General features: G+C 44.6%; 12 protein-coding genes. 9 read left to right on the top strand and 3 right to left on the bottom strand.

From position 1 onward, the window contains the following. Nucleotides 1–95 precede the first annotated feature (95 nt). Complete coding sequence (gene yjeH / locus FIV04_RS20245) at nt 96–1,355, top strand: L-methionine/branched-chain amino acid transporter (RefSeq protein WP_152470292.1); 1,260 nt, start codon at nt 96–98, stop codon at nt 1,353–1,355. 36 nt (nt 1,356–1,391) lie between these two features. On the opposite strand, the gene FIV04_RS20240 is transcribed toward yjeH, so the two are convergent. Next, on the bottom strand, nt 1,392–2,837 hold the full coding sequence (locus tag FIV04_RS20240) for a PLP-dependent aminotransferase family protein (protein ID WP_152470291.1): 1,446 nt from the start codon (nt 2,835–2,837) through the stop codon (nt 1,392–1,394). Between the two features lie 90 nt (nt 2,838–2,927). On the opposite strand from FIV04_RS20240, the gene FIV04_RS20235 reads away from it, so the two are divergent. Beyond that, the gene (locus tag FIV04_RS20235; protein WP_152470290.1) at nt 2,928–3,608 is read left to right on the top strand and encodes a pyridoxamine 5'-phosphate oxidase family protein; all 681 of its coding nucleotides are present in this window, start codon (nt 2,928–2,930) and stop codon (nt 3,606–3,608) included. A gap of 12 nt (nt 3,609–3,620) precedes the next feature. Here the strand turns inward: FIV04_RS20235 and FIV04_RS20230 are convergent, their stop codons facing one another. Beyond that, on the bottom strand, nt 3,621–4,628 hold the full coding sequence (locus FIV04_RS20230) for an AraC family transcriptional regulator (protein WP_152470289.1): 1,008 nt from the start codon (nt 4,626–4,628) through the stop codon (nt 3,621–3,623). Between the two features lie 156 nt (nt 4,629–4,784). Between FIV04_RS20230 and FIV04_RS20225 the strand changes: the two genes are divergently transcribed. The 6 genes from FIV04_RS20225 to FIV04_RS20200 all read left to right on the top strand — a co-directional run bounded on the left by FIV04_RS20225 (nt 4,785) and on the right by FIV04_RS20200 (nt 11,381). Further along, nucleotides 4,785–5,144: an MFS transporter gene (locus tag FIV04_RS20225; protein WP_152470288.1), complete on the top strand. Its 360-nt coding sequence runs from the start codon at nt 4,785–4,787 to the stop codon at nt 5,142–5,144. Continuing rightward, nucleotides 5,138–6,361, top strand: a complete 1,224-nt coding sequence (locus FIV04_RS20220; protein WP_152470287.1) for an HlyD family secretion protein — start codon at nt 5,138–5,140, stop codon at nt 6,359–6,361. Before FIV04_RS20225 ends, FIV04_RS20220 begins: the two co-directional genes overlap by 7 nt. A 607-nt stretch (nt 6,362–6,968) precedes the next feature. Next, on the top strand, nt 6,969–8,207 hold the full coding sequence (gene codB / locus FIV04_RS20215; RefSeq protein WP_032550224.1) for a cytosine permease: 1,239 nt from the start codon (nt 6,969–6,971) through the stop codon (nt 8,205–8,207). A 9-nt stretch (nt 8,208–8,216) separates the two neighbouring features. Next, a complete protein-coding gene (locus FIV04_RS20210) occupies nt 8,217–9,494 on the top strand; it encodes a cytosine deaminase (RefSeq protein WP_152470286.1) in 1,278 nt (425 codons plus the stop codon). 357 nt (nt 9,495–9,851) lie between these two features. Continuing rightward, nucleotides 9,852–10,064 (top strand): cold-shock protein, encoded by a 213-nt coding sequence (locus FIV04_RS20205; protein WP_004740083.1) that lies wholly within the window; start codon nt 9,852–9,854, stop codon nt 10,062–10,064. Between the two features lie 300 nt (nt 10,065–10,364). Then, the gene (locus tag FIV04_RS20200) at nt 10,365–11,381 is read left to right on the top strand and encodes a GGDEF domain-containing protein (RefSeq protein WP_152470285.1); all 1,017 of its coding nucleotides are present in this window, start codon (nt 10,365–10,367) and stop codon (nt 11,379–11,381) included. A gap of 195 nt (nt 11,382–11,576) precedes the next feature. Here FIV04_RS20200 and FIV04_RS20195 read toward each other — a convergent pair whose 3' ends face one another. After that, nucleotides 11,577–12,170: a hypothetical protein gene (locus FIV04_RS20195; RefSeq protein ID WP_150897190.1), complete on the bottom strand. Its 594-nt coding sequence runs from the start codon at nt 12,168–12,170 to the stop codon at nt 11,577–11,579. 170 nt (nt 12,171–12,340) lie between these two features. Between FIV04_RS20195 and FIV04_RS20190 the strand changes: the two genes are divergently transcribed. Then, complete coding sequence (locus tag FIV04_RS20190) at nt 12,341–13,873, top strand: DUF3612 domain-containing protein (RefSeq protein ID WP_152470284.1); 1,533 nt, start codon at nt 12,341–12,343, stop codon at nt 13,871–13,873. Nucleotides 13,874–14,213: the final 340 nt, after the last annotated feature.

Here is a 14,213-nt window from a genome sequence, read left to right as displayed (position 1 = left end):
TCTACGCAATGACGGAGTATGCTTTTGCAATAAAACATAGCGCTGGCGAATTCCTTACAACACTCCAGCCACGATAAAATCTTCAAGGACGGCGAATGACACAACTCAAGCAAGAAATTACCCTGCTTTCCGGTATAGGGCAGCTTTCCACCACCCTACTAGGGACTGGGTTATTTATGATTCCCGCAATAGCCGCAGGTATCGCAGGACAATTATCGTTATTAGCTTGGTTGCTGCTGTTCATTGCCATTTGTCCCATTGCTCTCACTTTCGCAGCACTTGGAAAGCGCTACCCCAATGCCGGCGGTACAGCCTATTTTGTGCGCCAAGCATTTGGGCAACGTATGGAGACGGCAGTAGCTTGGCTATTTGTAAGTGTGATTCCTGTTGGCATCCCTGCGGCGATCGCTCTAGCTGGCGGATTTGCTCAGCAGTTACTTCCGGCGCCTCTAAACGCACCACTCAGTGCCCAGTTTTTAACTGTCGTACTGCTGATCATTGTGAATCTTTTAGGCAGCAAGTCTTCAGGTCGACTGCAAACTGTCATTGCACTCTCTATTCTCGCGCTCGTCGGCGCTTTTATTTGGAAAGCCGATATCGGAATGGCTGACGTCGCGATTCCAAACGTCGATTCAAGTTCAATGTGGGCAATCGGCTCTGCCTTGGCTGTGATGTTTTGGTGTTTTGTCGGTATTGAAGCATTTGCACACATGGGGGAAGAATTTAAGAACCCGCAACGAGACTTTCCCATCGCCATCATCGCAGGTTGCTTTGTAGCGGGATTGGTTTACTGGGCTTGCTCAGTGGTGATTTTAAAATTGGGCGCGTATGGTTCCGCTGAATTTGATGCGACAGCAATTCCGTGGGTCACAGAACAACTGTTTGGTGCAGGCTTCAAAACCGTAATCAGCATACTCGGCTTCTTTGCCTGCTTTGCAAGTCTCAACCTATACACGCAGAGCCTATCACGCATGATTTGGGCTCAAGCTCGTCAACACAATCCAAGTGGTAAAATGGCTCAGCTCAATACACGCGGCGCACCACTTTATCCAACGATTACTATCGGTGTTGTAGCACTACTATCTTGCGTGATTGGTGAACTATCTTCATTAGACCTTGAGTTTTTCCTCAAGCTGGCCAACGGAATTTTTGTGTTGGTGTACCTATTGGCGATGCTCGCAGCCTGTCGCTTGCTGTCAGGTTCAGGCCAATACATAGCAATGTTGTCGCTGCTATTATGTACCTTAGTCTTCATCTGCCTAAGTTGGTCAATGCTCTATGCATGCATCGTGTTTGCTGCCTTACTGCTACCTTGGCGTCGTTGGCTAGGTCGACCTCGCGTTTCATTGGAATAATCACCTACGCCTCACAATGAGATACTTTATGCGCCATTACTCACGATAAAAAACTTGAGCAATGGCGCGCATTTTCTGAGGTATTTGTTCCAAAGGAATGTTTCCAAAGCCCAGAACTACGGCCCGCCAATTACGGCTACTGTTTTTCGTGTATTCGTAAAAACTAAACGGACGCACGACAATGTTTTCTCGCTCTGCCCTTTCACTCCAATCTTGTTCTGAAATCCCGCCATACCACTTCACCGTAACATGCAACCCGGCCGCTTGGCTTATCACTTCAAGGTCCTGGCCGAACTCACGCTCTAATGCTGTTAGCATCGCTTCATGCTTCTGCTTGTATAGGCGTCGCATTTTTCTAATGTGCCTTAACAGGTCACCTTCATTAATAAAGTCCGCCAACGCTTCCTGAGCATGCGTGGGTGAGTCTCCAGTAATAGCGTCTTTGATTTCTAAACAACGAGCTACCAACTGTTTAGGTACTACCATGTAGCCAATTCTCAAACCATTGAACATCACCTTACTGAGTGAGCCTACGTAGATGACCCGCTCGTCTTGCTCTAGCTTACCCGCTAACCCTTGCATACTGGTGTATGGGCGATGAGCAAACTGAAATTCACTATCATAGTCATCCTCAATGATCCAAGCCTGTTTCTGTTTTGCCCATTCAATGATCTTGAGCCTCTGCTCCGTAGTTAGTGTGGTGCCCATTGGATATTGATTACTTGGCGTGACATAGAGCGCGTGAGCTTGACTCGCCAGTACTTTAGCTAAACACAGCCCTTGCTTCTCACGCACCGGAACAGGCTGCATTTGGAGTTGTAAAAGGTCGATGATCTTATGAACTTGACGGTACCCGGGCTCCTCCATCAAGACTTCATCTCCCGCCTTAAGCGTCGCCATCAACGCGATTGAGAGCGCCTGTTGTGCACCAACCGTAATGATGATTCGACTGGAATCACAATGAACAGAGCGGCTACTCGCCAAGTAATGACTCAAAGCTTCTCGAAGTGCAATGGAACCTTGAACCTGCTGGTTTCCTGCAAGGTTTAACCGCGTCACATGCCGCTGCAGTAAGCGCTGCCATTTAGCGAATGGGAAAGATTGAAGATCGGGAACTCCAGGCGCAAAGCCCTGATTCACATCAAAAGGCGCTTTTCCATTCACATCATTAGGTTCTTTGCCTACCGTTTCCGATTGAGCTTCTGAAGTCCCTAAATAGTATTCGGGCTGTTCTATCGAAACAAAATAGCCCGCTCCTTTTCGGCTTTCTATGTAACCTTCACTCACTAACTGTTCGTAAGCGAAAATCACTGTATTACGGCTTACATCAAGCTCCAGAGCTAGCTTGCGAGTAGAAGGAAGCTTATTCCCTTTACGCCAAAACCCACGCACGATCTTTTCTCTGATGGCGTGAAACAAGGCGTTCTGACGTGTTGTTTTACTGAGATCTAATAACAGGTCTCCGATATCAATTGGCTGCATAACTGGATCCAAACACTCTTCAAAAGTGGCTCTATTTATGTATCCAGTTAACCGTTAGATTGAGTAAAAAGCAATCATGGAGATGTCATTATGTTATCGAGAACCAACAGAACAACGATTAAGAAAGGAACCCACAAAGCAGAGTTTGAACAGCAAAAGCTATACGACATCATTGATGAAAGCCTTATTGCCCATATCGCCTTAGAAGGGGAGCAAGGTCCGGTGGTCATCCCTATGCTAGCGTGGCGTGTTGATAACTATGTTTATATCCACGGCGCTAAAAACAGTCGTCTACTTAAAGGATTAAAGAAAGGTGCTCAGACTTGCCTCACGTTCACTTTGTTTGACGGTTGGGTGCTAGCACGGTCGGCTTTTCACCACAGTGCTCACTATCGTTCTGCAGTGGTGTTTGGTTCATTTGAGATCGTTGACGATGCAGGCGAGAAAGACCGACTACTCAATCATTTCATTGAGCAGATAGCACCAGGTAGAACAAAAGAAGTGCGTCTGAGTAGCCCAAGAGAGTTAGCAGCCACAGAACTGCTGGCCATTCCGTTAAGCGAGGCCTCCGTTAAAGTTGGCAAACACGGTGTTAACGACGATGAGGCTGACCTCGAGATTCCTGTTTGGGCGGGAGTGCTATCTTACAGAACGGTCGTAGGCCCACTCGAAACCGTGCCTGAATTAGAAGGTAAGATTGACATACCGGACTATTCTGCCGCCTACGGCTCTCGTTGGAGTAATACGCCAAACAGTAACAACAATGCTTAGCATTGAAGCCGCTTAGAAGTGAGCCTGAAAACGATCGCGATACTGCTTAGGTGTTAAACCTCTATGTTTTTTAAACATGCGGTTGAAGCTCGCCGTATTGGTATAACCAAGGCGTGTCGCGATCTCATCGATAGGCGTGGAATAACGCAATAACTCAACCGCCACGTTACTCAACGCGTAACCCGTAATGGTTGAGAATGTAACTCCAAGACGATGCAGTCGCCTCTGAAATTGTTGTTCCGATAACCCAAGCAAAGAAGAAACTTTGGCAAGCGTTGGCAAACCAAAATGTCGGCTGTAATTGATCATCTCGTAGATCACCTTATGCTCATCTTCTGCGTCGGGCATATTTAGGTAATTGTCCAAATCGTGGTAATTCATTGCTAGGTTGGCACGCCCAGCAGATCGAACTTGGTTAACGGATAGCCTCAAATTACTCGGCAACCACACCTCAGTTCTCGGTTGCCCCCATTGAATTGGACAGTCAAAGTACGCTTGGTAAACCTCAACATTTTTACGATGGCCCGCAATACACACTGCAGCAGGTTTGAAATCTTCACCAAGATACATTCGCAATATCTTAGTCATGAAAATAGCGACCCGAATGGAGTCGTGAACCTTACCTTTCGCGCTGTACGCCGGGTTCTCATAACACCATTTAATCAGAGGCCCCACTTCCGCACCATAGAGATAGGCACCAGACTGCAAGCAATGGAGGCTTAAGTTTACTCTGCGAATGGTAGAAGCGAGATCATGCCCGGAGAAGAACCAATTCGCTAATGGTCCCGCTTTCTCAAGATCAACTTTTTGCCCTATCTGCAAAATGATGTCTGGGTTGTGTGTCTGCTGCTCTAAGTTCTGATACCACTCGTCAACTTCTGTCACAGGTATCAAGTTCATCGGGTTATCAAACACCGACCTTGGAATACCCAAACTCTCAATGTTTGCCATCTCACTAGCCGCGACTTGCTGATAAATACTGAAAATACCCAGAGCCCGCAAAAAGTTAACGTTATGCACAAAACCACCCATTCATCATAGAAACGAAACAATTTTAATATCACAAATAACAGATCACATCAAAATTGACCTAATTTAGAAATAATCTGTACCTTTGCAACCATAACATCTGACATAGCTCACAATTGCGTTTCTTAGTTAACGTAGGGTTTATCAATGAGTCTTCTTAGTGTCCCGTTTGTTGGAACCGGTGCCGATACAGCACTTCACGTCGTAGCAGGAATTGTGCTTGTCGCGACTATTGCTGCTGCAGGTTACGGTTTCTGGCGAGTTCATGAATTGCCAATTAATAAAGCACATAGCAAAGAGCACCACCAATTGGGGCTGATCACCGCGCTCACCTGGATAGGGTTTATCTGGCACTGGGTATGGGTACTGGCTGTGATTCTCGCGTTTGTCGATATGGAAAAGGCAATTATCAATCTCAGGGATACTTGGCGTGCACCTTCGCCAGAGAAAACTACAACTACTGCAATTCAAGAGAGTGATAACAACGAGGAGAAGCCAGCATGTTAGAAGGTTTAGCTATTTGGGCTCTTTTCATTTATCTGCTTAGATTAGTCGGTATGCCTTGGAACAAAGGAACCAAAGCGTTCGCTTACCTAGGTGGTACATCGTGGTTGCTGTTCGTATGGGTTGGATTGATTAACTATACCCCGATGGATCTGTCAGGTGGCTCAGTAGTCCAATCACCGCATATTCAGCTACGACCAGATTCAACAGCAGTGTCAGGTAAAACAACTAAGGTTCACATCACACCGAACCAAGATGTAGAAGAAGGCCAGCTGATCTATGAAATTGATGACACCAAATATGTCATTGCTCGTGACAAGGCAAAGATCCAGCTGGATTCAGCACAAGTGGCTCTAGAAACAGCGCGTCAAGAAGTCGATATCGCGAAGATTTCGTATAAGTCATCACTCGAAGACATCAATTCGACAGAAGCAAAAATTGAGTCCGCGAAAACAGATCTTGTACTGCAAGAGAAAACACTTAAACGCTATTTGCGTCAAAACAGCGTGGTAGAGCATACGATTACGGAATCGGACATCGATCAGCAAACAGCTACTGTCGATTTGGCGCAACACAGCCTGACGACACTAAAGTCCGAACTGAGCAAGAAAAAGGTAGATGCCGAAAACGCTAAACTAAACATTCAAAAAGCGGAAACCAATGTCACTAAAAAGCAGACTGACGTAGACACTGCAATCTCTACATTGGCTCAAGCGGAATGGGATTTAAAGAGCACTAAGGTAACCGCACCAACAGATGGCTTTGTTACCAACTTCATTCTTCGTGAAGGCCAACGTGTATCGATGATGCCACGTATTCAGATGTACACCGAAGAGAAGTACGTACTGATGCGTGTGAATCACCAAGCGATTCGTAACATTAAAGTGGGCCAACCAGCGGAGTTCGCAACAGCGGTGTATCCGGGTAAGATCTTCTCTGCAACGGTGGAAGGCATTGTTGAGGCAACAGGTGAAGCGCAAGCAACGCTACTGGGTATCGATGAATCAGTTCGAGCAACGACAGGCAAGAACTTACAGAATAAACACCACTTCGTTCGTTTGAAGATTGAAGAAACCGAAGGCTATGACATTCCCGTCGGCTCAGTTGGTCTTGCATGGGTAAGTGGTGAGAAGCCGATCAGCTTTATGGCATTCTTAGATGTAATTCGTGGCATCATTATTCGAATGAAATCTCAGCTGTACTTCTTCTACTCGATATAACGGATACGCTCCAACAAACTAAGAAACAACAAGGTCAGCGTTTTGCTGGCCTTTTTTATTATTCAATACATTGCATTTATGTGCTATTCGCAATTTGGAATTGCAAATTGCAAAAAAACGGTCAAATACGCATCAAATTGATATAAAACAGCCGAAAATGGGCCTATAAAAGTTGGCACACTACCTGCAATACTACTAATGACCCTTCTTAAGCCGAGGGTCACCTAGCCAACTGACGTTGTTAGTGAACCTACATTGTTCACACTATATATAAGCCAATTGCCATTTTGCAGTTGGCTATTTTTTTGTCTAAATTTCCGCAACAATTTACAGACACCTATTCATATGAGCAATAACCAATTTTCATAGCCAAGCCTCACCAAAAGAAACATAACCTCTATTAGTAAACGTTTTCCTTGTAAAAAATTAAAAAAATGGCAAACACTAAGTAATTGCTTTTATTAAAAATAAGGGTTACACACTGACTTTTAGGCAAGCTAATGACAAAAATAACATTGACTATGTGATTTATATCACCATAATGCGCACGTTTGTCTGAAATATGACGGGCGTAATTAATTTAATTTATCAATTGCGGAGGTAAAAGATGGCTGCGGATAATAACTACAGTCTAGGGCCGGTTCCAACATCGGCTAGGAAAGGAGTCGCTTCATTAACAATGGTAATGTTAGGTTTGACTTTTTTCTCCGCAAGTATGTGGACAGGCGGTTCACTCGGTACTGGTCTCTCCTTCAATGATTTCTTCCTCGCCGTTCTCATCGGTAACCTAATCCTTGGTATTTACACTTCTTTTCTTGGCTACATCGGCTCTTCTACTGGCCTCTCAACCCACCTTCTCGCTCGATTCTCTTTTGGTACTAAAGGCTCTTGGCTTCCTTCTGCTCTCCTTGGCGGCACACAAGTTGGCTGGTTCGGCGTTGGCGTAGCAATGTTCGCAATTCCTGTGCAAAAAGCGACCGGCATTGATACCAACACCCTAATTATTGTTTCTGGCTTATTGATGACAGCTACAGTGTACTTCGGTATCAAAGCTTTGATGGTCTTATCGGCGATTGCTGTTCCTGCAATTGCAATCTTAGGTGGCTACTCAGTGATGACGGCTGTAGACAGCGTTGGCGGCTTGGAACAACTGCAGCTTATCAAACCAGAAACCCCAATGGATTTCTCAATGGCGTTAGCTATGGTTGTAGGCTCTTTCGTTAGTGCAGGTACGCTCACTGCCGATTTTGTTCGCTTTGGTAAAAAACCAGCGAGCGCAGTTTTAGTTACCATGGTCGCTTTCTTCATCGGTAACTCGCTAATGTTCATCTTTGGCGCAGCAGGCGCAGCGGCGACAGGCCAATCAGACATCTCTGATGTGATGATCGCTCAAGGTCTACTGCTTCCTGCTATTATCGTATTAGGTCTGAACATTTGGACAACCAACGAAAACGCACTGTACGCATCGGGCCTAGGTTTCTCAAACATTACAGGTCGCTCAAGTACACTAATGTCGATCATGAACGGCATCATTGGTACGATTTTCGCGCTATGGTTGTACAACAACTTTGTAGGTTGGCTAACGTTCCTATCGCTTGCGATTCCACCGATCGGTGGCGTTATCATCGCCGATTTCTTTGCTAACCGTAAACGCTACAAAGATTTTGCAAAAGCAGAGTTCCAAACCGTGAATTGGGCTGGCATTATCGCGGTTGCAATTGGTGTTGCTGCAGGTCACTTCCTACCAGGTGTTGTTCCTATCAACGCCGTATTAGGAGGTGCTATCAGCTACTTAGTGCTCAACCCTCTTATGAATAAAAACGCTCTGAAATCTCAGACGGCTTAAGGAAAAACTATGACTACCTTATTGATCAAGAACGCGAAGCTTCAAGACCAAGATGGCTTGAAACAAATTCTGATTGAAAATGGTCAATTCAGTCGCATTCTAGACAATGATGATCAGATTGATCATCAAGGTGACACTCTTGATGCTCAAGGCGGCATTGCGGTTACTCCTTTCTGTGAGCCGCACATCCACCTAGATACAACTCAAACAGCAGGTGAACCAAACTGGAATATCTCAGGTACGCTTTTTGAGGGTATTGAACGCTGGGCGGAGCGCAAAGAGTTACTGTCAATTGAAGACGTAAAGACGCGAGCGAAACAAACACTGAAATGGCAGATTGCTAACGGTGTTCAACACGTTCGTACTCACGTTGACGTTTCTGATCCGACACTTATTGCACTGAAAGCGATGGTGGAAGTTCGTGAAGAGATGAAAGAGTGGGTAGATATCCAGATCGTTGCGTTCCCTCAGGAAGGCATTCTTTCTTACCCGAATGGTAAAGAGCTGCTTGAAGAAGCGGTTCAGCTCGGTGCCGATGTCATCGGTGCGATTCCCCATTTCGAATTCACTCGTGAATATGGCGTTGAATCTCTTCACTATGTATTTGAACTTGCACGTAAATACGACCGCTTAATCGACGTTCACTGTGACGAAATCGATGATGAACAGTCTCGTTTCGTTGAAACCTTAGCCGCTCTTGCGCATAAGTTTGAGATGGGTGACAAGGTTACAGCGAGCCACGCGACCGCAATGGGCTCTTACAATGGTGCTTACGCGTCTCGTCTGTTCCGTTTGTTACGCATGTCAGGCATCAACTTCGTTGCAAACCCATTGGTAAACATTCACCTGCAAGGCCGCTTCGACGACTATCCGAAACGCCGAGGTGTAACTCGAGTGAAAGAGATGCTCGCATCAAACATCAACGTATGTTTTGGCCATGATGATGTTTTCGACCCTTGGTATCCACTTGGTACAGCAAACATGCTGCAAGTCCTGCACATGGGTCTGCACGTCACGCAAGTGATGGGTTACGATCAAATCAACCAATCATTAGATTTGATCAGCAAAAACTCTGCTCGCACACTGAATATCCAAGACAAGTTTGGCATTGAAGTGGGTAAACCGGGCAGCTTGTTGATTCTTCCTGCTGAAAATGGTTTTGATGCTGTGCGTCGACAAGTACCCGTTCAGTACTCTGTGCGACATGGTAAGGTGATCGCAGAAACACAGCCTGCGCAAACCAAAATTAACCTAGATAAATCAGAAGCAATTAACTTTAAACGTTAGTATCGTCTACACTGAGAGAAAAGGAAGCGAGTTAGCTTCCTTTTTTGTTTGTCGATTAGAGTGAAAACGTAACCGCTGCAAAATCAGCAAGCCCTTATTTTTTCTGCCCTAAGCGGCAAAAAAGTCGCCAAATTCGTAATGAATGTGTGTACAAAGATGCAGACTGTGTTAACATGCTCTTGCTCTGTTAGCCGGAGTTATTTAAGTTAGAACCAAAGTAAAATTGACAAGTAAAATCGTTACCCGTTTTTGTAAGTAGTTTTTCCTTATTTCTTAGCAATATTAAATAATTCAATTATCAGCGCATTGCATTAATGCAATCAACAATTTAGTAATTTTTTGAATAAGGGACAAATTATGTCTAACACAAATACTGGTACTGTAAAATGGTTTAACGAAGAGAAAGGTTTCGGCTTCATTTCTCAAGATAACGGCGGTGCTGACGTATTCGTTCACTTCCGTGCTATCGTTTCTGAAGGTTTCAAAACTCTGAAAGAAGGCCAAAAGGTTTCTTTCGAAGTTGAAAACGGTCAAAAAGGCCTACAAGCAGCTAACGTTGTTGCTCAATAATAGCTTCTAGCTAAAAAGATTTTAAAGCGCTGGTTTCGACCGGCGCTTTTTTGTTTCTGCTCGTCAAATACTCCCTATCACTCTCACCCTATTTCATTCACCAAACCAATAGCTCATAAAGTCTCTTTTGGTGATATCTTGCCCAATAAATACTTAGTAACACAAAAACCCTAAGAAAATGGGGTAATTTATATAACCCGCATCCATTAATCGTATAATTTTTAAAGCAAATAGAGCGAAAATCCGCTAGTCTTGAGTTCACGTTAGATTTAGCTGGTTTATATATCTGCAAGTAAGATAATGAAGAAAGACGAATTTCAGAAATCCACCGCAAATTTAAAGAAAGCGGTGCCACTTATGATGAAAAATAGAGTGTCCACCACACCTGCAAACTACGCCTTGTGGTACACCTACGTAGACAACGCCATTCCACAACTCAATAAAGATATGGACGGCGTGCTAGAACATTATGGTATCTGTCCACCAGCGCTTGGGGAGCAGCTGTATAACGACTACGTTGCAAGTAAGTCAGAAACCACCATTAATGATTTGCGTGCCAATCTAGAACTGCTGGTTTCTGAAGTATCGAGCTCGATGAACGACACTCTGACCGATACATCGGCGTTCTCTGAAATGATCGACAAGAGCTTCGAAGACTTATCTCAAGTCGATAACAACAGCATGTCGATTGATGAAGTAATGTCTCTTGTTCGTCAGTTAGTTTCTGAATCACAAAACATTCGTCACTCTACCCAATTCCTTAACTCTCAATTAAATGCTGCAACTACTGAGATCAGTAAACTTAAAAGTCAGTTGGTTGAGGTTCAGAAAGATGCACTCTTTGACAGTCTAACCACTCTTTACAATCGTCGCTCTTTCAATAAAGACCTGCAGATGTTGTGCGAATCTGATCAGGCACTGTGTTTGGTACTGTTGGACATCGACCACTTCAAAACCTTCAACGATACCTACGGTCACCTGTTTGGCGATACGGTCTTAAAAGGCATTGCGCGTAAACTCAAGATGACTTGTCGTGATGGTATCTCAGCCTATCGTTTTGGTGGCGAAGAGTTCGCGATGATCATTCCTAATAAGTCATTGCGTATCGCACGTCAGATCGCTGATACGAGTCGCCGCTCTCTAGAAAAGCTTTCGATTAAAGATCGTCGCAGTGGCGAGCAAGTGGGTAACATCACCGCTTCATTCGGTGTTGCCGAGCTGCAGCCAAACGAGACGGCCGATTCATTGATCGAACGGGCTGATAAGCTTCTATACGAAGCTAAGTCTCTAGGGCGAAATCGAGTTATGCCATTATAGGCCGTTTATTATTGCTCGAATGACCGTCGTTCTAATGACTATCACTCTCAAGCTATAAGTGAAAAGCTGTTGTATACAACCAAAGCGATGTAAGCTTGCATCAATAATCAACAAAGCCCCGTCAATATAGACGGGGCTTTGTTTTTCTTAAAAGCACATTGGCCATTTAACGTTGTCAGTGTCCCTTATAAGCACTTAAATGTTGTAGCAGTAATTTAAGCAGTAATCTTCGCCACTTTTTGCACGAAATTCTTTGTCTTCACTGCACGCCTTAGGCTTACCCTTCTCATCACCTTGAACCAGACTGATCCAGTGACGTAAGGCAGCGGTTTCGCGCTGTTCAGATTGGGTCGCTTCCATTGGTGATTGACCGAAAGTCGTACAAGTCTCCAACTGGATATCATCAATATCAACCAGTTCGATACGCCCTGTACCTTTGTGGCAACCAAACATTACTTCAAGGTGACTACCGCTTCCATCACGGAACAAAATTGAATCTGGGTCGCACTTCTCGCCCATGTAGGCAACAAACTGCTTAGGATGTTTAAGTCCGCTGTGTTGACCATCTTTGAAATATGCCATGATATGACGGTAATCGATTACATAGCTAGTTACGTCTTGATGTGAACCATTCTCTAGTGGAAACAGACGGTCTAGCAGCTGTTTTGCTTTAATCTGTTTTTCAGTTTGTTGGTTTGCACTGATGGTCTCTACGGCAAAGACAGCTTCAGCGATAAATGGCTTAGATTGTTTTTGGATTTCTGTTTTATCGAATGTCAGCATATTCATAGTCTTTCCCTCTTGACCAGTCCGATGAAAAATCATCGATTTTCATAGCAAATGTGTGTCCTAGAGCAATTATTCCAAACAAACGTTTAATTTCTTCGTCATTTTGTGAATTGCTTAGTTTGTAGACTAGCGCTTTTTTGCCTACAATTTCACAACAAAAATTTTACAATGTGAATTTTACAAATATGGCCTTGTCAAAAAGTTTAGTTCGTCAGTCTCATTTCTTGGGTACGAAGATACGTAACCTACGGAAACGCAACCATTTAACTATGGAAGATCTCTCTGCTCGTTGCATTAGAGTGAATCCTGAGTACGCCCCTTCAGTCTCTTATCTCTCTATGATTGAGCGAGGGAAGCGCGTCCCGAGTATTGATATGCTCGAAGTGATCGCTGAAGTATTTCAGAAAAATCCCACTTGGTTTTTGGACGATGAGCCAGAACAACAAGCGATAACCCCCGACAAGGGCAATCGTGGTGGGATAAGCGGAATGGCGTTGGAGCCAAGTTTCCTATTCTCGAATGACATTCTTCAGATTGCCATTCCAGAAATGCTCTCACAAACGGGCATTTCTGGACGGCAATTTGCCCACCTACTCATTCGAGCGCATCAAGAAAGCAACCAAAACCACTTTCCAGATTTGGAGCGTGCAGCCGAAGAGGTAGGACTGAAACGGCTCAACTTAAGCGTTGAAGACCTTATCGATATAGCCCGTGGGTTAGGAATACAGATTCGCTGGGTAACACGCACTCCGCAAGATGTGGTGGATGAACTAGGGATAAACGCAAAACAGCTAGTTACGTCATTCTTTGAGCCTCCTGGTACCATCTATCTCAATGAGATCCTCAAGGAGTACCCAACCCGTCTCAAGTATGACCTTGCTGTTTACATTGGCCATTGTATTTTGCACAGCAAAGAGGGGCTAAAGAGTGTGCTGTCTGTGGGCAATAACAACACTTGGGACGATGCCCAAAGCAAAACGTCTTCACAGCTTAACTCTCAAGACATCCTACAAGCGTGGCGAGACTTTGAGTCTAGCTTCTTTGCTGGCGCCCTACTCTGCCCTAAAGTGCCGTTCAGACAACTACTGGACAGAACTGGTTATGAAATCGACGTACACAAAAGAGCGGGGGTTTCCCCCTCTGTTGCGATGCGAAGAATGACTGTAGTATCGCCCTACCCTCACTGGCACTACTTTGATGCTTACGGTCCAGGGAAGCTCAAGGCGGTATATCGAGGCAACGGGATCCCACTTCCATGGGGTAACATGCGAACGGTAGCCGACCCATGTCAGCACTGGGCAGTTTTCCGTCGATTATCAGAACCTAGAGATGGCAACTCTGCTCAGATTTCAATTTTGAATGTGGGTGACGAGCCTCGAATCTACTGTTGCGAATCCATCAATATGACGGACCCAGCGGGTAACAACCGCGTATTGTGTGCAGGCATCGACCTCAACCCAGCAATTGATGCGCAAGGTGGTAATTCACGAGAAATAGCAGAGCAGCTAAAAGCTTCCTGTGTAAACAATGGCGGGTCAGTCGCTATTCCACGCAATATCAAGAAGGATCTTACGACCATCGCGAAGATTCTAAACATTAACTGGATTGAACGTGGGATAGAAACAGAGGCAAGACTTATTTGTTCCCGAGGTGGAGAGTGTCCACGTCAGCCAAGCTGTTACTCAAAATGTGGTGAGAGTTAATCAACGCCAAAGCATCAACTTAGAAATTGCAGGCAAAAAAAAACCAACCACAATAAACGTGATTGGCTATATATTTTGTGTGAACAATAAAGGTTCACTAACAACGTCAGTTGGCTAGGTGACCCTCGGCTTAAGAAGGGTCATTTATATTAATGCACTATGCGTGCCAACTTTTAAAACCCCACTTTACTACGCATCAGCACACTTATTGGTCGTTTATGAGTTCATGATTTGCAATGTGAAATTGCATTTTGCAATCAATACTAATAACGCTAGTGATTATGTTGTTATTACTGAGAGTAAATAAGCGCTCTTCAAACGGCTTTTCAACGTCCAACAA

It is taken from the genome of Vibrio sp. THAF190c (assembly GCF_009363355.1).
Taxonomy (GTDB): Bacteria; Pseudomonadota; Gammaproteobacteria; order Enterobacterales; family Vibrionaceae; genus Vibrio; species Vibrio fortis_A.
The sequence above is the reverse complement of the archived record's forward strand: the minus strand, read 5'-3'. Positions and strand labels throughout refer to the sequence as shown.

What these genes read in the sequence shown, in the direction of transcription:
- FIV04_RS20225 (WP_152470288.1), top strand. Translation starts at nt 4,785, where the DNA reads ATGAGTCTTCTTAGTGTCCCGTTTGTTGGAACCGGTGCCGATACAGCA.
- FIV04_RS20220 (WP_152470287.1), top strand. Translation starts at nt 5,138, where the DNA reads ATGTTAGAAGGTTTAGCTATTTGGGCTCTTTTCATTTATCTGCTTAGA.
- yjeH (WP_152470292.1), top strand. Translation starts at nt 96, where the DNA reads ATGACACAACTCAAGCAAGAAATTACCCTGCTTTCCGGTATAGGGCAG.
- FIV04_RS20205 (WP_004740083.1), top strand. Translation starts at nt 9,852, where the DNA reads ATGTCTAACACAAATACTGGTACTGTAAAATGGTTTAACGAAGAGAAA.
- FIV04_RS20235 (WP_152470290.1), top strand. Translation starts at nt 2,928, where the DNA reads ATGTTATCGAGAACCAACAGAACAACGATTAAGAAAGGAACCCACAAA.
- codB (WP_032550224.1), top strand. Translation starts at nt 6,969, where the DNA reads ATGGCTGCGGATAATAACTACAGTCTAGGGCCGGTTCCAACATCGGCT.
- FIV04_RS20195 (WP_150897190.1), bottom strand. Translation starts at nt 12,170, where the DNA reads ATGAATATGCTGACATTCGATAAAACAGAAATCCAAAAACAATCTAAG.
- FIV04_RS20210 (WP_152470286.1), top strand. Translation starts at nt 8,217, where the DNA reads ATGACTACCTTATTGATCAAGAACGCGAAGCTTCAAGACCAAGATGGC.
- FIV04_RS20240 (WP_152470291.1), bottom strand. Translation starts at nt 2,837, where the DNA reads ATGCAGCCAATTGATATCGGAGACCTGTTATTAGATCTCAGTAAAACA.
- FIV04_RS20200 (WP_152470285.1), top strand. Translation starts at nt 10,365, where the DNA reads ATGAAGAAAGACGAATTTCAGAAATCCACCGCAAATTTAAAGAAAGCG.